This is a genomic window from Dyadobacter jiangsuensis, assembly GCF_003014695.1.
Taxonomy (GTDB): domain Bacteria; phylum Bacteroidota; class Bacteroidia; order Cytophagales; family Spirosomataceae; genus Dyadobacter; species Dyadobacter jiangsuensis.
Map to the genome: position 1 here is coordinate 728,836 of NZ_PYAS01000001.1, position 18,552 is coordinate 747,387.

The 18,552-nt window shown below is 55.0% G+C and carries 9 protein-coding genes; 1 reads left to right on the plus strand and 8 read right to left on the minus strand.

Annotated features, from left to right (window positions below; genetic code table 11):
* Window positions 1–36 precede the first annotated feature (36 nt).
* The 7 genes from CLV60_RS02710 to CLV60_RS02740 form a co-directional block, all read right to left on the minus strand.
* Window positions 37–1,542: a glycoside hydrolase family 32 protein gene (locus CLV60_RS02710; RefSeq protein ID WP_106593821.1), complete on the minus strand. Its 1,506-nt coding sequence runs from the start codon at window positions 1,540–1,542 to the stop codon at window positions 37–39.
* Between the two features lie 123 nt (window positions 1,543–1,665).
* A complete protein-coding gene (locus tag CLV60_RS02715; RefSeq protein WP_106593822.1) occupies window positions 1,666–3,378 on the minus strand; it encodes a RagB/SusD family nutrient uptake outer membrane protein in 1,713 nt (570 codons plus the stop codon).
* A 21-nt stretch (window positions 3,379–3,399) separates the two neighbouring features.
* Window positions 3,400–6,561, minus strand: a complete 3,162-nt coding sequence (locus tag CLV60_RS02720) for a SusC/RagA family TonB-linked outer membrane protein (RefSeq protein ID WP_106593823.1) — start codon at window positions 6,559–6,561, stop codon at window positions 3,400–3,402.
* 32 nt (window positions 6,562–6,593) lie between these two features.
* Window positions 6,594–7,508 carry a carbohydrate kinase family protein gene (locus CLV60_RS02725; RefSeq protein ID WP_106593824.1) on the minus strand — a complete coding sequence of 305 codons (915 nt, stop codon included), beginning with the start codon at window positions 7,506–7,508 and terminating at the stop codon, window positions 6,594–6,596.
* Between the two features lie 24 nt (window positions 7,509–7,532).
* Entirely contained in the window at window positions 7,533–8,867 is a 1,335-nt protein-coding gene (locus tag CLV60_RS02730; RefSeq protein WP_211302177.1) for a sugar porter family MFS transporter, read from the minus strand.
* 193 nt (window positions 8,868–9,060) lie between these two features.
* Window positions 9,061–9,696: an NUDIX hydrolase gene (locus CLV60_RS02735; protein ID WP_106593825.1), complete on the minus strand. Its 636-nt coding sequence runs from the start codon at window positions 9,694–9,696 to the stop codon at window positions 9,061–9,063.
* Window positions 9,697–9,847: 151 nt separating this feature from the next.
* Window positions 9,848–13,510, minus strand: coding sequence for a right-handed parallel beta-helix repeat-containing protein (locus CLV60_RS02740; RefSeq protein WP_106593826.1), 3,663 nt, complete (start codon window positions 13,508–13,510; stop codon window positions 9,848–9,850).
* 161 nt (window positions 13,511–13,671) lie between these two features.
* Between CLV60_RS02740 and CLV60_RS02745 the strand changes: the two genes are divergently transcribed.
* On the plus strand, window positions 13,672–17,649 hold the full coding sequence (locus tag CLV60_RS02745; RefSeq protein ID WP_106593827.1) for a hybrid sensor histidine kinase/response regulator transcription factor: 3,978 nt from the start codon (window positions 13,672–13,674) through the stop codon (window positions 17,647–17,649).
* Here the strand turns inward: CLV60_RS02745 and CLV60_RS02750 are convergent.
* On the minus strand, window positions 17,646–18,512 hold the full coding sequence (locus tag CLV60_RS02750) for an AraC family transcriptional regulator (protein ID WP_146151514.1): 867 nt from the start codon (window positions 18,510–18,512) through the stop codon (window positions 17,646–17,648). The genes CLV60_RS02745 and CLV60_RS02750 overlap by 4 nt on opposite strands.
* Between the last annotated feature and the right edge of the window lie 40 nt (window positions 18,513–18,552).

An 18,552-nucleotide genomic window follows, 5' to 3' on the forward strand; every position in this document is an offset into this window, starting at 1 on the left:
GGGTAATACCACGGCAGCGCTATTTACTGCCTGGGGCTATTCGATCGAAGGCTTCAATGCGTTGTACTGCACCTGCTCCAGCTGAATGCCCTTCACGGATTGGATGGTCAACTCCGAAAGCGGTGTGTCGGCAAAGAAAATATCGGTCATCACGGTCAATCCACCGTCTGCGAAAAGCTCCACGGATGCCACGTCGGCAACGAGCGTCAAGGCAATCTTGCCGTCTTTGGATAACCTCGGAGCCGTATGTTTCTGCCCGAAACCTGCTTCAAAATCGATCTTGCCCGATTTCGAGCGGTCGATATAGTACTGGTTACTGGCCTTGTCGTAGCCGATCAGGAGCTCATTGCCGGTCTTGTTGGACAGTACGAGCTCGAAATCGCTGGTCGAAGTCGTTTTGAGGTCCAGCCGGAACAGGCCCGACGCATTGCCGCCCTTGGGTGCCAGGTCGACTGGCGCTTTCACAGTCAGGTTCTTTTTGGAATAACCCTCACCTTGGATGCTTTCCAGTTCTTTGGCCGGTATGGAAGTCAGGTACAGCTCTTTGCCCACGGCTTGGAGGCCCAGTTCGCGGGAAATGGTGTTGGCGCTGCGCCACGGGTCGGTAGGCACCTGGTTGGCATATTGCCAGTTGCTCATCCACCCCATCAGCAGCGAACGATTACCCGTGTTGGAGAAGGTGACGGCGGCATAATTGTCGGCACCCCAGTCGAGCCATTTGGTTTCTTTGGAATACGCTGTGAATGTCTTGCCGTCGAAATCCCCGAGGAAGTACTGCCCTGCCGAGCCCTTGTTGGGGCCGCCGGGGTTAATGTTGACGATCAGTACCCACACCTGTTTGCCCTCGTGCGTGAGCGGGAGCAGGTCCGGGCATTCCCATACCCCCCCGTGTTCGCCCGCGTCGGCCCCGAACTCGCTTTCCTTCGACCAGCTTTTCAGGTCGGGAGAGGAGTAGAAGGTAATGCGGTCTTTGGTGGCGAGTGTCATGATCCACTTTTTCTGCGGTTCATACCAGCGCACTTTTGGGTCGCGGAAATCGGTAATGCCGGGGTTGGGTAGTACGGGGTTACCGCTGTATTTGGTCCATGTGGCGCCGTCGTCGAGGCTGTAAGCAATGCTCTGGTACTCGTGCCGGCCGGTTTTCTGCTTTTCCAAAACGGGGTTGTGGTGCGTGAAAATCGCTACCAGCGGTGTTTTGCCATCCTTGCCGAAGCCGGAGGTATTGTTCACGTCGGCCACGGCGCTTCCGGAGAAAATATAGCCAAGGCTGTCGGGATAGAGGGCGATGGGCTGCTCCTTCCAATGCACCATATCCTTGCTCGTGGCGTGGCCCCAGTGCATCGGGCCCCAGATTTTCGCCTCGGGATAGTACTGGTAGAACAAATGGTAGGTGCCGTTGTGAAACAGCATACCGTTCGGGTCGTTCATCCAATGCGCCTTCGGGGAGAAATGGAACTGGGGGCGGTACTTTTCAGGGGCGTCCTGGGCGTTTGCGAATTGCGCGAAAAAGAGCGCCGCTAGTATTGAGATGTGTTTTTTCATGTATAGTTTTTTATCTGTTATGATAATGTGTCACGCTGAGCGAAGTCGAAGCGCGGTACTGTACCGCGCTTCGACTTCGCTCAGCGTGACACACACAGCATTATTATAAATCCATTATTATAACTAATACCCCGGATTCTGAACATAAAGCCCCTTTGTAAAGCTGATCTCCCGCTGAGGAATAGGCAGGTACTCATCCCTTCCGGCAGTGAATTTCGCGGTAGCCAGGAACGGCCGGCGTACTTTTTCCTTTTCAATATACGCATTCAAAGTCTGCTCTGCGATGCCCCAGCGCACGAGGTCGAAGAAACGCGGGCTTTCGGTCGCGAATTCGAGCCTTCTTTCCCAGCGGAGCGCCTTTCTCGCATAATCCTGCGTCCAGCCGGAAGCGGAATACTCCTTGGCATTATACTTCGATGCGAAGCTGCCGTCGGTTTTCTTCAAACGTCCGGTGCTTGCGGCGGCACGTTTGCGGATCTGGTTAATGAGCGGCAATGCGAGCGCTTGCTGTCCGAGCTCGATGTACGCCTCGGCTTGCATGAGCAGCACGTCGTCGTAACGGATGATGTCGATATTCTTGGAGCTGCCGATAAACGGCCCTTCCTTGTGATACGAGGGGCTGGTAGCAAGCTGCTGCTCTTTCATCGTGTGGAAGAAGCCGTACACGCCCGGGTCGCGCACCCAGCTGTTGCTGAATGGCTTGGTGGCGTCGTACTTGTAAGGATGGCCGTCGATGCCGATGGTATGGTCCACACGCGGATCTACGGTTTCGGTGGAGAAATCCACGTTTTTGTCATTGAATGTTTCAAAAAGAGGCAGGCCGTTCGCGTCGGTGCGGTAGGCATTGGCGAGGTTCTGGCTCGGCTGGTGGAAGCCGCAGCAGCCATATTGCGGCGCACCGTGCGGGTAATTGAGGCCGGTTACGTAGCTGAGGCGGCCTGCGGCGGTACCGTCGTTGATCGAATACTGGATCGCGAAAATAGACTCGGGGCCATTCTCCGTTTCGGCGATGAAGTTCTCGGCGAAATCGGGTTGCAGGCTGTACTGGCCGGAGGCGATTACCTGTTGCGTGAGGGTCACGACTTCCTGCAAGCGGTTTTTGTTGATGCCCGTCACCTTGTGGTTCGCATCCTGCTCGTAGGCCTGGAAAAGACGCAGTTTAGCCAGGTAAGCGGAGGCCGACAGCTTGCTGGCCCGGCCTATCTGCGCCTGTTTCTGCGGCAGGTTGTCGACGGCAAACTGGAAATCTTCGCCGATTTTGTTCCATAGCTCGTCATTGTTGTACCGTACGTTCGATTCTTTCAGAATGTCGTCGCTCGACAGTTTTTCGTCGATGTAAGGCACGTTCTTGAACAGCATTTTGAGCATAAAATGCGAGTGGCCGCGGAGGAAACGCATTTCGGCAATGCGGGTGGCACGGAGCGGGAACTCCGCGTCGGTGAGCGCATTGAGGCTCGTAAGCGCGGCATTGGCGCGGGAAATGGCTTTGTAGAAGTTCTCCCAGGTGTAGGGGTGCATCCAGCCGAAGTCGGGGCGGGTGAGGTTGTAATGTTCGTAAAAATCGATTTCCGCCACATCGGACACACCGCCGCCGCCCTTGTAGGCGTCGTCCGAGCGTACGCTGCCGTACACCCACATGCTCGTCATGGGGCCGATCATTTCGTCGTTGCCGATGCCGGCATAGGCTGCCGTCACGAGCGATTCCGCCGCGGAGGCCGACTTGATATTCTCCGACGACAGCAGCCCCTGCGGCTGGTAGTCGAGAAAATCGTTACAGGAAGTGGTGATCAGCAGCGTGCCGCTGGCGATCAGACCGAATATGTATTTGCTTTTCATAACAATGCGCTTTTTCAGGGATTAGAAAGAAATGTTCAAACCAAATGTGAAAGTCCGTGGAATCGGGATGGCGTTGATGTCCGTCCGCTCGGGATCGGGTCCGCTGAACTGCTTGGATTTGATCAGGAACAGGTTTTCGGCCATCAGGTACATCCGTACCCGTTGCAGTTTGATCTTCTGGATCAGCTCCGAACTCAGCGCATAGCCCAGCTGAATGTTGCGCAGTTTGAAATAGGAAGTATTTACATTGAAATAATCCGAAGAACGCGTCTCGTTGTTGGCATCGGACAGCGACAATGCAGGGATTTTGGAACCTGTATTGGTCGGCGACCAGGCATCGAACACGCCGGGGCCCACATTCTCGCGGCCGCGGATGAAGTTGTTATAGAAGGTGTAAATATCGAAACCCTTCCGTCCCGCAATACCCGAGCCGAAGATCGAGAAGTCGAAAGATTTGTAGAATGCCTCCACTTTCAGGTTGTATTCAAATGCGGGTAAAGTAGTCCCGAAAAACACGCGGTCGAGGTCGTCGATGCGGTTGTCGCCGTTGGTGTCCACGTAGCGGATGCGGCCCGGGCCTGCGCCCACTTGTGTGGGAGCGGCGTCCACTTCGGCCTGGTTCTGGAAGAGGCCATTGGTTTTATAACCGAACAAATCGAATTGGGAATGGCCGAGAATGGTCTGGATCGCATTACCGGGATACGCCGCACGCACTTCTTCGGGGAGCGCGGTGATCTTGTCGCGGAAACGGCTCACACCGGCCATGACATTGTAGGTGAAATCGCCTTTCGGACGGGCATAGTAGCCTGCCGAGAACTCAAAACCTCTGTTAGACTTGGCTGCGCCATTCAGTACGCGCAGCTGCCCTTCGCCCACGGCGGAAGCTACCGGCGGGGTGATCAGGATATCGCTGGTTTTGCGGGTAAAGTAGTCGAACGAGCCCTGGATCATGCCGTCGAACAGTCCGAAATCGAGCCCGAAGTTGGCCTCATCGGTGGTTTCCCACTTCAAATTAGGATTGGCGCCCTGGATCGACACGAAGCCGGAAGGGAGGTTGCCGGTGTTGGCACCATTGAGGTCGTACGCCGTACCCACGTTGTAGAACTGGTCGAAAAAGCTGTTATGGCCATTCGGGAACTGCGATTGCCGCGCGCCGTACCGCGTATCGTACAATCCAAAGCGGGCGAGGTCACCGATCTCCTGGTTACCAACCCTGCCGACCCCGGCCCGCAGTTTCAGATTGCTTATTTTAGTTACACCCTTGAAAAACTGCTCCTTATCGATGCGCCAGCCCACCGATGCCGCCGGGAAAATACCGTACGCATTCGCGGAGCCGAAGCGCGACGAGCCGTCACGACGGATGGTGATCGCAGCCAGGTAACGGTCCGAGAATCCGTAGTCGATGCGAGCGAACTGGGAAAGCAGCCTGCTGCCAGAGCCGGAGCCGGTGACATTGGTATTGCCGGTGCCCGCATTGAGCACGAAATACTCCTTGGTCTGCACGGCAAAGCCTTCTTTCCGGGCTATTTCAAAATCGGAGTCATTTTTAATGGCCTCGATACCCGCCAGGAACTTGAAATGGTTGTTGCCCAGGTCGAGGTTATAGCGGGCCGTGTTGGACCAGGTAATGCTCAGGTAACGATTTTTGTCGATCGTCAGGCTGTTATTCGCCCGCCCGAACGAGCCTTCTTCAAAGGATTGTTCGATGTTTTTGAAGCGGTAGGCTGCATTGTCGGCACCGATGCTGGTTTTCAGGAAGAAGTTTTTAAGTGGCTGAATTTCCACAAATACATTCCCGAACAGCGTAAGCCGGTGCGCATTGTCCCATTTGTTGATTTCCTGCATGTGCAGTGGGTTGTTGCGGTCGGAGTAACCCGAGCCGATGGCACCTCCCCAGGAGCCGTCTTTGGCATACACCGGAATGGTAGGTGCAAGGGTAACGGCCAGGCCGGGTGTGGCAGCACCGCCAATATCGGTCGAAGCGAGTGTTTCGTTCGAAGAGGCAAGCTGCATGTTCGCGCCGATTTTTAGTTTGCCATCGAATGCGCTGGTAAGCCCGTTGATGCGCCCGCTGAACTTGTCATAATCGGTGTAGCGGAGCATACCCGTGTTTTTGTAGTAACCGAGGTTGATTTGCAGTGAAGAAGTACTGTTACCACCCGAGATCGTGAGCTCGTTGTTGGTTACGATGCCGGTTTTGTACATTACTTTCTGCCAGTCGGTATCACCGGCGGGCATGTTTGCATTACCACCCACGAGCGGTTGTACTTTTACACCATTTAAAATGGGATTGGTGAAGTCCTTATTCCAGTCGAACTGGTACAATGCGCCGTAACCGTCCTCTGGATTGACCTTGTCGTTCACCGAAGCCTGCCACAATGCCCGGCCGCGGTCGACCGCGTTCAGCATTTTAAACCGCGCATATTTTTCAGATTGCGTCGAAATGCTCGTATTGAAATCGATATTGATCTTGCCGTTGCTGTTGGCGCCGTTTTTGGTGGTAATGATGATCACCCCGTTGGAAGCCCGCGACCCGTAAATAGACGACGCCGAGGCATCTTTCAGTACCTGGATCGACTCGATCGAGTTCGGGTTCAGCCCCTGGAACACCTCCGGGCGCTTGGTAGGAACGCCGTCGATGATGTACAGCGGGTCGGTATTGCCGAGGGTGTTGGCACCGCGGATCAGGATACGGGAGTTGGTACCATTCGGCGAGCCGGTTTTTTCAATATACAAACCGGGCACGCGTCCCTGTAAGGCCTGCATCGGGTTACCGGAGCTGATATTCTTCAAAGGAGCCATGTCCACGACGGCAATGGCTCCGGTAAGGTCTTCTTTTTTGGAAGAAGTATAACCCACGACCACCACTTCATTGAGGCTTTTCTGGTCATAATCGAGGGTAACGTTGATGGTCGTCTGGTTGCCCGCCACCACTTCCTTCGTCTGCATGCCAATGTAGGAGAATACCAACGTGGCACCTGCCGCCGGAGAGATTGCATAAGTTCCTGAAACGTCGGTAACGGCACCATTGGATGTCCCTTTTTCGAGGACGTTCACACCGGGAAGCGGCTCGCCGTCGATACTCTTGACGACGCCCTTGATTTGCGCCCTGTTTTGCGCGTGGGCGGGCAGTTGCATCACGCAGGCGACCACGAGGGCCACCAGCAGTAGAATTTTTCTCATAATGTTTTCGATTAAAGAGCGTGAATTGAAAATCAGTGGATTACAGGTAGTATTGGCTGCGGTTGTGCGTGAATGAAATCTTGAATGTCTGTTTCCGAGAATATGGGCAATGCACCGGCTTTCCCGGCTACGAATGCACCGGCGGCGCAGGCAAATTCGAGGGATTCGGCCAGCGGATGCCCGGTGGCGGTTTGATAAAGGAATGCGCCGAGGAATGCATCGCCGCTGCCGATGGTGTCGGCCACTTCCACGGTAAAGCCGGGATGCCGGTAGTATTCGCCTGCGCCGGTCAGTACCATTGCCCCATCCGCCCCGCAGGTAAGCACGAACATATTCAGTTTGAAGCGGTCGGTGAGGTAGGTCATGGCCTGCTTTTCGTCCTCGAATGGCGTGAGCCAGCCGGTCACCTCGCGGAGCTCATGCTCGTTCATTTTGACAATGCTGGCAAAGCCGAGGAGTTCCAGCACCTGCTCGCGCGAGTAATGCGGCGGGCGCAGGTTCACATCGAATACGCGGGTCTGGGCATGCGCAAGGTAGCGCAGGAGGGTATCGCGCGAGGTGCGGTCACGGGCGGCGAGCGTGCCATACACGAAGAAGTCGCTTTCCGCAACCTGCTGAGTGGCAGCGGCGTCGAACTGAATATAGTCCCAGGCCACCGGGTGGAGGATCTTGTAGGTAACCTCGTTGCTGTCCGACACATTGGCTTTGGCAATGCCGGTCAAATGCGTTTCGCCGGTTTGCACCCATTGGGTATCGAGGCCTTGCTCAGCCATGAATGCGAGCAGCTCCGCGCCCAGCTCGTCGTGCCCTACGCGGCTGATGAAGGCCACATCCATGCCATAGCGCTGCAGGTGTGCGGCGACGTTCATGGTAGCCCCGCCCGCCAGGCGTGCGTCGGGCAGCACGTCCCAGAGCACTTCTCCAAAAACAGTCAGTTTCGGTGTCATATGTAATCGTTTAAAGTGGAGATTTTAGTGAAGGATCAATGTCTTTTCGATTTGTTCGAGGGAAGTGCCCTTGGTTTCGGGCATGAGCTTCCAGACGAACAGCAGTTGGAGCACCATCATACCGCAGAAGATCATGAAGGTGTTGCCGCCGCCGAGCGTTTCGGCGATGTAGGGGAATGTGAATGCGATCACTGCCGCGAGCAGCCAGTGCATAAAGCTGCCCATCGACTGCCCCGCGGCGCGTACCTGGTTGGGGAAAATTTCTGAAATAAATACCCAGATTACCGCGCCCTGCGACAAGGCGAAAAAGGCAATGTAAATGAACAGGTACACCGGCACGGCGTAGCCGCCCAGGTTGCCGCTGTAAAATGCCTGCGCTACCAATCCCAGCGTGGCGATCAGCCCGAACGACCCTATGAACATCAGCGTACGGCGACCGAAACGGTCGATGAGGTTAATGGCGATGAAGGTGAAGCAGAAGTTCACCAGCCCCACACCGGCCGAGGACAGTAAGGCCGAACTTTTACCCAAACCGGCCATTTCAAAAATGCGCGGTGCGTAATAAATGATCGCATTAATGCCTGAAACCTGGTTGAAAAAGGCAAAAAGCAGCGCCAGCACCAGGGGTAACTTGTACTGGGAGGAAAAAATGGAAACGCTGCTGTTAGGCTGGGCGCCCGCATTCGCAGAGTTCTGAATGTCGGAAACAATGCCGCTTACGTCCATTCCGCCATTCGCGACTGATAATATCTGCCGGGCTTCATCCACTCTGCCGCGCTTCACGATCAGCCAGCGGGGGCTTTCGGGTACAAACAGAATCGCTACCAGGAAAACCAGCGACGGGAATGCCTGCACGCCCAGCATCCAGCGCCAGTCGTTGTCGCCTACGCCCACAAGCAGGAAGTTGGACAAGTAAGCGATGAGGATGCCCAGTACTACATTGAACTGGAACATGGCCACCAGCCGGCCGCGGGAATTGGCGGGAGATATTTCGGATATATATAATGGAGCGGTAACCGACGAAATGCCTACGCCGATGCCGCCGAGGAAGCGGAAGATGAGGAAGGAAATCCAGTCGGAGGCGAGGGCCGAGCCGATTGATGACAGCAGGTAAAGGACAGCAATGGCGAAGAGCGTGTACTTGCGCCCGTAACGCTCGGAGGGGATGGCGCCTGTGAGCGACCCGAGGACGGTGCCGATCAATGCGATGGAAACTGTGAACCCGTGCTGCACCGTGGTGAGGCCCCACAATTGCTGGATCGATTTCTCCGCGCCCGAAATGACCGCCGTATCAAAACCGAATAAAAAACCGCCCAGCGCGACTGTGAATGCCCAGAAGATTACCTTTTTGCTTGTCATGATTGTTGAATTAATTTCTGACGAAGCTACCGGCTCTCCGGGCAAACTATTTTCGGATCCGTACCAAATGTTTTTAAATTTTACATTGGATGGATTTGGTTATAATTGTCTGTTTTTGAGGTTTTTATATTAATTTAATAAGCGCCTGTTTTCAAATTTGCTTCAAACTTTTCAGGAAATGTTTCATCACCGCTCAGTCACATAAAACAGGTAGGCCGGGATCGGCGGCAAAGGGGAGTAGTTGGACAATCTGTGCATAAGTAACCCGGTTGACCGACAGGTCGAGGTTAGGCAGTTCATCGAACTTCACCCAGCTCACGCCGGAAGTTTCGGTGGTTTGTTCGAGTATTTCACCGCCGGTAATATGGCACAGGATGAAAAATTTGTAGACGTACCAGGGTTCTTCCGGGTGGTCGTGTTTGCTTTTATCAAAAACCGCCAGCAACCGCACGGGATCCACGTGCAGCCCGGTTTCCTCGGAAACTTCTTTCACGGCCACTTCAAAAGGCGTGTAGCCCACATCCGCCCAGCCGCCGGGCAACGTCCAGCGGTCGTTGTCTATTTTTTCCTGTACCATCAGGATTTCGTCGGTTCCCCGGAAAATCACGGCGCGGATATCGACTTTCGGTGTCACGTAGCCGATTTCGCGGGGCAGGAGGCTGATGATTTGTGCTACCGGAGCGTCACTCATATTGGCCAGTAGCTCCATGCTGATCTGGCGGATTTCATCGTAACGTTCACGGTCGTATTCGCCGGGTTGAAAGGCCAGGCCGGTTTGCGATAATGCCAGAATGCGTTTGATAGCGGCCAGCCAGGGATTTGCGGACATAGGAATGAAAAAGGGACAAGCGTGAATTGATCCGTGCCAGCTGCGTCAGATGGCCGGTGAAATAAGTCACCGGCGAATATCTGAAACATTTGTCTGAATACAATCCTGCTTGCCCCCGCCTTATGAACGTTGAGTATTGCCGTTTGTCAGATTATCGCGTCACCGCAAATTGGACGCTTTGCCGGTCGCCGCTGGTCGTTTCGATTTCAACCGTGTAGGTCCCGGGCAGCAGCCTGCGGATATCGATGCCGCCCTGCTGCGTTGTCGATTGTAATAAAAGTGTTCCACCCTTGCCGAACAGCCTGATGTTCCGGACGTTCCCGGGTTGTACGCCCTTCAAATGGACGGCCTGGACGTCGGTCGCAGGGTTTGGATAAATAGCGATCTTTTCCCCTTCAAAATTCAGCACGGCAATGCGGCTGTACGAAAATGGCTCGGACGGTCGCATTGCCGTACTACCGTTAGAGTGATCAATCATTTTGAGCCGGTACATATTGGTACCGGCTAGTGGAAGGGCGTCGGTATAGGAATAGTCGGTAATGGTTGTTTCGCTGCCTTTGGCTGCCACCTCGCCCAATTGGAGCCAGTGCTTGCCGTCGGTGCTCCGTTCGATCTCGAACCGGTCGCTATTGGTTTCCGAGCTGGTCTGCCATTGCAGGTATGCCTCCCGCTCGCGCTTTTTGGCCTGAAAGGACACGAGCGTAACGGGTAACGCCGCTTCCGACTGGCCCGAAATGAAAAACCCGCTGAATCCGGTTACCTGGAATGAGACGAGGTACATGGTGTGGTCTGCGCTCTCGGTGACGGTTACGTCCGTGATCAGCTGCGTAGGGCCGGAATAGGTGCCCGGGAAGCCGTACGGGCTAGTGCCATGGTATTGCACCACTTTCAGATTTGCAGGAAGCGACGCGTTGTTGGCATTGCCGAAAGCCTGGTTGTAGGTGTCGAAATCCTGTTTGGAAAAGAACAGGGTCACTTTGGCAGGGCCGTCGGCTCCGGTGGGGCTAATGTCGTAGTGTCTTTTTACAAACACCTTTTCCCCTTCCGAAACGGTGTTACCCGCCGCCAGAAATGCTTTCACGGTCACATTGCCGAGCGACCCCGGCGTACCGGCGGGTTCGATGAGGCCGAAAGTCTTGCAGTCGTTGGTAATGGCGGTCGCGCCCGCGTACACGGGCAGCGTAGCCTGCTCGCCGCTCGCGGGTAATGTGCCCGGGCCTGTGATCGCTTGCAGTTCGTAGGCACCCATGTCGGTCTGCACATTAAAAGTGCGGGTGTTGTGGGCGAGGTCGGTCGGGTTGGCGGGTAGGTCGGGAAGGGCTTCGTTGGTCCCGCGGTTAATGGCGGGTGAGCAGGGCAGGAGCGTCCAGTCGGTTTCGCCGGCGAACTGCGGATTGGTGGTACCGGCCAGGTTGTGGTCGGTGTCGCTCGCATTCATGCCTTCTACCAGGCTGTACGTGACCGAAACGGTACTTTCCTGGCTGGCAATGCCGCTGCCATTGCCGTAAATGATGCTGTTGCGGACTGTTATCGCTCTGCCATATCCGGTAATGGTGCCGGGGAAAGTCTGCGTGTTGCCAGCCACCGTGCAGTTAAGAAGCGTCACCTCGGCGTCGTTGTTATAAATGGCCCCGGCCGATTGGCTGGCGGAGTTGCGGGTGATCAGGCAGTTCATTAAAATCGTGTTGGAGCCATCCACGTTTGCAATCGCGCCGCCGCTGCCGAAACTCGCGCCATTATCCCTGAATATCGTGTTGATGATCAATGGTGAAGCGTTTTCGTTGTAGATTCCCGCTCCATCGGACGCATAGTTATTCAAAAATGCACAATTGGCGATGGTAGGCGAAACGCTGGTGTTCCGCATGGCCCCGCCATTGCTCCCAAACACCCCGGTGATCGTAAATCCGTCGAAGATGTCCTCCCGGGTCAGGTCGTTATAGGAGTTGTCGATCAGCGGCCCTACGGACGACGTCAGAACGGTGGCTGTGGCCGGATCGCCGTGGATAATAGGCAGTGGTCGTTGGCTGAGCGAGGTTTCGGTTCCTACAAAACTGCCGTAGATTTTAACCCCGTGGATGAATTTCAGCTGCTCGCTGTTTTCGTATTCTCCGCGGGCCACCCAAATCTGGTCACCCTCGGAAGCAAGGTTAAGCGCATCACCCAGGCCATGCAATGCATTGGCCCAGCTATCGCCGGAAGGATCGGGTGCAGAGGCGGCCGCGCTCACGTACCAGATTACGCTTGGCGTTACTTCATAGATCCCGAGATCGATCGCCTGGCTGGTGAGCCTTCGATTTCCGTCGAACGCGGCGTAGATATCATCGGAATTTTTAGGGAAGGCCGAAATGTCCGTCGAGGGGTTACCCGCATTGGTTACGGGGCTTCCCTTGCGCTGAACGAAATTGTTTTGCGCCGCGTCGGTGAATTGCGGGTCGGTGTCGAGGATATTGGTACCACCGGGGAAGCCGCCCTGGATGAGCGAGTAGGAAACCACCGGCGTACCCGAGCCGCCGATACTGCTCACGCTTCCGGGCGACGCGGGATCGGCGTTATTCCATATAATGCAGTTTTCGACCACAGGCGACGAGCCGCTGAGCGCATACAAAGCACCTCCGTTGCCCGCCGCGGCATTATTACCCACTTCATTGACCGAAAAAGTGCAATTCCGGATGGTAGGTGATGAATTGTCCATAAAAACAGCCCCGCCTTTTCCGGCAGTTGTACCTTTCGCCGAATTGGCCGTAAAAAGGCATTGCAGGATCAAAGGGCTGGAATTGAGCAGGTAAATCGCACCGCCCTTGCCCCCGGTTGCGGAAGGATCGGTAGCATTCTCAGCGAACAGACAGTTTGCGATCACCAGTGAGGAGTTGGTTACGTGCAGGGCGCCGCCCCGCCGCTCTCCGTTGACAGCAAAGCCAGTGCCGGAAGTGACCATGAAGCCGTCGAGCCGTGTGGATGCACCGGCCCCCGATACCGATATGACGGTTCCGCCAAGTCCTTTAAGGACGGTTGAGGCGGGGGAAATGTTCCGATCCCGGATCTCACTTCCATTGCCGGAGAAACCTCCATAATAGGCTACGCCGTCGGTGAGGGCTAGGGGCTCATCCGCAGCGGCGTTTTCGTAGGTGCCCGATGACACCCACACTTGCTTGATGGCGGGATTTAAGGCCGCCGCGCGGGTTGCATAATGCATCCTCTGGAGCGCATTGTCCCAGCTGCTGCCGTCGCCGGGGGTGTCGACGCTGCCGTCGACATACAGTATGCCGTTGGCATCGGGCGTCGCTTCGGCAGCAGGGTCGTAACCGGAAACGGTACCGTTGATCGTGAAATCGTCGATGTGCGAGTAATAGTTGGGATAGCTCCCGTTCGTGACGGCGATCTTGATCACGATTTTATTCCGCAGCTCGGATACCGTTTTGGAACGGGTTATGAGCGTCAGGGAGGTGGTTGCCGAGAATGACGTGCCGTAATTTTCTTCATTAACCTTCATCTGCATCGTGGCATTATCCCCCGAAAAGCGCCGGAACGAAATGCTGGTGATTTCCGCCTGGAAACGCTCCTTCAACGTAATCGTGAGGACATACACGTGGTTATGCGCATTCAACGCCATTCCCGGGTCACTGCCGTCGTTGCGGCTGTAAGGGGTATCGCCGATCCCGCTCCACACGGCTGTCATGTTGGAGTTGATCGAGGTGGGTGCCGAGAAGTTCTTGTTGTTGAAATTATGATTGTAAATCACCGCCGCATGGGCGACGGTTGCAATCAGCAGTGCGCAAAACAGTGTGAAAAGGGATCGTAGTAGTTGTGTATTCATAGCGCGGTCCGGAATGATGAGTGATCATTTTAAGGCTGCAATATGGACGGCGCGAATGCCCGGGGATTGTCAATTTTTAATCAGATACTGTTCATTTTTCGTCATACAAGGCTGTTTTATTGTAAATTAGCTCCAAAGCACACCAACTGAAGAAATTCTACATGCTCCGCTTGTTTGTCGTTGCCTTCCTGGCTTGGCTCATGGCCGGTGGATGCCTGCCGGTAACATTGCAGGCACAGTCGACGGGCTTCCCGGTTCCCGAAAGCATCACCGCCAAACAGGGCCTTCCGCAGGGCTTTGTGCCGGGTATTGTGCAGGACGCCCGCGGTTTCATATGGCTCGCCACGCGCGACGGGCTTTGCCGTTACGACGGTCGGCGCTCCGACGGTCGTAGTTTCAGGGTATTTCAACCGTCGGGCACGCAGGAAGCATCACTTTCTTCATTAGGACTTGAAAACTTGCAGCTCACCGCCGACGGCAAAGTCTGGATTACGACCGATCAGGGGCAGATCGATCTGTTCGACCCCGTACGTGAGACTTTTGTCAATTTTTCAAAACAGACCTTTTACCAGAAACAGTTTGGGAAGCGCTTTCTGCGGGATATGTACGCCGACCGCCAGCAAAGGCTCTGGCTGATGTCCGATGGCGGAGGGCTGGCCTGCGTGCATTTAAAAACACAAAGAATCCGACGTTATTACGCTGCCGATGGGGACACGACCGCCATTGCACAAGCTCACGTGCGGTTTGTGAACGAAGACCGGGCCGGTAACATCTGGGCGCTTACCAACCAGGGTATTTTTGTGCAAAAACAAGGGGCCGATCACTTTGACGCATACCATTCAGCCATTTTAACCAATGGTATTGATCAGAAAATAAATGCATGGAAGGAACTGGGCGACGGCCGCCTGTTGCTGCTTTATAAAACCGGAATGGCGCTGCTCGACCCCATTACAGGACAGGGCCAGATCCGCACGCTTGGTCTGGATACACAAGCCCAGTACCGGCACCCTATTGTGGCCGACAGTAAGGGTAATGTCTATTTTTTCAGAATGAACCATTTATACCGGTTGGGTAAGAACGATAGCATCGCCGAATTTCCCGTTCAGGCGGATGTGGGCGAATTCAAGAGCCTCTACGTCGACCGCTCCGATGTGCTTTGGGCGGGTACCAACGGCCAGGGGATCCGGAAGTACAATCTGAGGGCCAGCTATTTCAATACTAAAACCTATTCCTCCGATTTTATTTCCGACCTCCTGCGCGACTTCCTGAAAGTGCCGCAGGCCGAAATGGCGAAACTGCCCGGCGATCTTTTTTCTTACAATTTCCGCTATGCATTCGACAGTCCGCAGAAAATGTGGTTCAGCGCCGGGCGAACACCGCTTTTTGAGCTGGATTTGAACAGCCGTTCGGTCCGAAGCATTCCGTTTCCGGTGGAGATCCGGGATATCAAACGTTCGGAGCTGGCAATCAGCCTGGCGAAGGATCCCGACGGCAGGATGTGGGCCATGCACGACAGTCTTTTGTTTTCCTATCAAAATGGCGTCTGGACGCGTTTCCCGCATGCCATCCGATCGTTGCCGGGAAAACCAGGGGTCGAATCGGGTATTTACCAGATCGTGGCCGACCAGCAGTACCTCTGGGTCGCGACGACCGTGCGGGGGCTATACCGTATCGACAAGGCTTCGGGCGCAATCAGGCGTTACGGGCAGGGGCCCGGCTCGCTGAGCAGCGACAACTTGTATTGCCTTTTTGCAGATCCGCTGGACGAAAACCTGCTCTGGGTGGGTACATTCGGCGGCGGGCTTTGCCGGTTCGATAAACGCACAGGGCATTGCGAGCGGCTTTCGAAGCAAAATGGCCTGCCTAACAATGTGGTATATGCGGCCATCCCCGACCGACGGGGGAATGTGTGGGTGGCGACCAACCAGGGGCTAGCCCAGTTAAACAGAAAAACCCTGCGCACGCGTACCTACACCCGTGAGGACGGTCTGATGGCCGACGAGTTCAACCGCTTCCATGCACTCGCATTGCCCGACGGCCGCATATTCCTGGGCGGCATGGAGGGAATTACGGCCTTTGATTCCAAACAGCTCAATGAGGATCGCTATCGGCCGCCGGTTTACATCACGGGTATTTCCATTAACAATGCACCGTTGGAGCCGAGGCCGTCGGCCGGGGAGCTGCCTGTGACTGCTATGCAAGGTCTTGACCTGGCGCATTGGCAGAATTTCCTCACCGTCGAATTTGCGGCGATGCAGTTCAACCGCAGCGACAAGATTCGTTACCGGTACCAGCTTGAAGGCGTGGACGAGCATTGGATTGAAACTGAAACACCTGTTACCAAGTACACCGACCTCCGGCCGGGGCATTATGTGCTGCGGTTGAATGCGTCCAATACGGTAGGCGTGTGGAGTCCCGAGGTGAGGGAGCTGCATATCCGGATCAATCCGCCATGGTGGCAAACGTGGTGGGCCTATTTACTCTATGTTGCGATCTTTCTGGGAGTGATTTATGGGTTATTGAGGATTTATGTCAACCGCGTGAGAATGCAGCAATCTATTGTTTTTAAACAAAAGGAAATAGACCTGAAAGCCAGGGAGGCGGAGCAACTGCGCGAGCTCGACGGAATGAAGACACGGTTTTTTTCCAACATTACCCACGAATTCCGGACACCGCTGACGCTGATACTCGGGCCAGCCGCGCAAATGCTGGAAGAGACGCGTCAAGAAAAAGATACCAAACGCCTCTCCCTGATCGACCGGAATGCAAGGCAACTGCTGGGGCTCATCAACCAACTGCTCGACCTTTCCAAACTGGAAGCCGGAACGACGCACATCGACGCGGCCTGGGGCGATTTGCCGGATTTTATGGAAATGCTTGCAGGTACTTTTCAGATGGCTGCTGAGGCGAAAAACGTGGTTTTGAAGTTTGAAAACCGCCTTCCAAGCCGGTTTTACTGGTTTGACCATGAAAAACTGGAAAGGATTGTTACCAACCTGCTTTCCAATGCCGTGAAGTTCGCGAATGCCGACGGGCGGATACTCGTCGGATTGGAGGCGACCGGTCCGGAAGGTGTGGAAATAACCGTCGCGAATACAGGTAACCGCATTCCCGATGCGCAGCTTGGCCGCATTTTCGATCGTTTTTACCAGGCCGATCAGGCAAATACCTACCAGGAAGGCACCGGCATCGGGCTGGCCATTGTGAAAGAGCTGGTAGCATTGCAGGGTGGGGATGTTTCGGTCAAAAGCGGCGCGGATGGTTTTGATACCGTGTTTACTGTGGCTATGCCTTACCGGCAGGGAGAAGCGCAGCATTCGACCGGGGCGGAGATTCCGATGTTTAACGGAAACGGGCAGTTATCGCATATGGAGGAGCATTTGGCCCAAATCCTGTTAGTAGAAGACAATGCAGGGTTAGCGGAGTTTGTGTCGGATAGCCTGGCCGAAAACTACCGGTTTTACCATGCGCGGAATGGTGAGGAAGGGCTGGCTATGGCCGCGGAAATGATGCCGGACCTGATCATCAGCGATGTGATGATGCCGGTCATGGATGGCTATACTTTTTGTAAACACATTAAATCAAACCTGGAAACGAGTCATATTCCGGTGGTGTTGCTAACGGCCAAATCGGCGCTGGAAAGCAGGGTAGAAGGGCTCGAACTCGGTGCGGACGATTACATTACCAAACCTTTTCACCTGCCCGAGCTGCGCCTGCGCGTACGTAACCTGCTCGACAGGCAGGCGCGCCTGTACGAGCGCCTGCGGGCGAGTTTTGCGGCACCGGCAGCATTACCCGCGGCTCCCGAAGGCGATACAGACCCTTTCCTGAACAGGTTATACCAAATCCTCGACACCCGTCTCGACGACCCCGATTTCGGGGTAACCGAGCTGATCCGTGAGATTGGTATGAGCAACAGCAGCCTCAACAGGAAGCTCAAAACGCTGGCTGACCTTTCGGCAGTGGAGTTGATCCGTAACTACCGGCTGAAAAAGGCGGCCGCATTGCTTTCCGAGGGTGTTGCCGTGTCGGAAGCGGCTTATGCGGTGGGTTTTGACAACCTTTCCTATTTCGCGAAATGCTTCCGCGATTTGTACAATATGACGCCGAGGGAATTTGCCGCGAATGGCATTCTTTAAGCTGCCGCTGTGACAAGTCCTTTCCGGAAGGCGGTCGGGCTGGTGCCGTAGTGCTTGCGGAACTGGCGGCTGAGGTGGCTTTCGTCGGTAAAGCCCAGCTCGTCCGCGATTTCGCTGATCGTCAGGTTGCTTTGCAGGAGGCGTTGTGCTACGAGCTTCATGCGTGACGAGGCCACGTAGGTTTGCAGACTTTCGCCCGTGTATTTGCGGAAATATTCGCCCACGTAATTGGGCGACAGGTTGAATTGCCCGGCCAGGTGTTCGACGCGCAGCTTTTCGGGATCGGCGATATGCCGTTGGATATGCAGCAATACGCGGTTGATCAGCGCTTGCTTCGTGCCTGTGGTGTCGGCTGCGCGGCCGTCATGGACGTTTCGGGTAATTACGTTGAGGATCAGCGTTACCAAATGCCGGAGATTTTCTTCGTGGCCCGGCTGCCGTTGTTCATATTCCGTGACCAGGTGGGAGATCAGCGAGGCGATCATCCCGCAGTCGCCCTCATTTTGGATCAGCAGTTCTTCGAAGCGGTTATGGTGGGCAAAAATCGTTTCCAGCTGTTTCAGCCATTCAGTTACACGCTCTTTGTGCTGCTCGGTTTTGTATTCGGACAAAAACACTTCCGAAAACCGGATGGAGCAGAACCGCGTGGGCGTTTCGACGTCGAAGCCCCGGCAATCCAGCGGGGTGAAAAGGAAAATGCTGCCCGGACGGTACTGAAACCGGTTGCGGTTGGTTTCGCGGGTGCCGGTCCCATCGATGATCCTGACGATTTCGAAGAAGTGGTAGATCAGCGGTCGCTCGTTCCAGCATTCCATGTCGGCCACGTACACTTCGAAGGGCTGATGCAGTGTCTTTTGTTTCATAACCTGTAAAAATACCGAAAAAACCACGCAACATCACTGT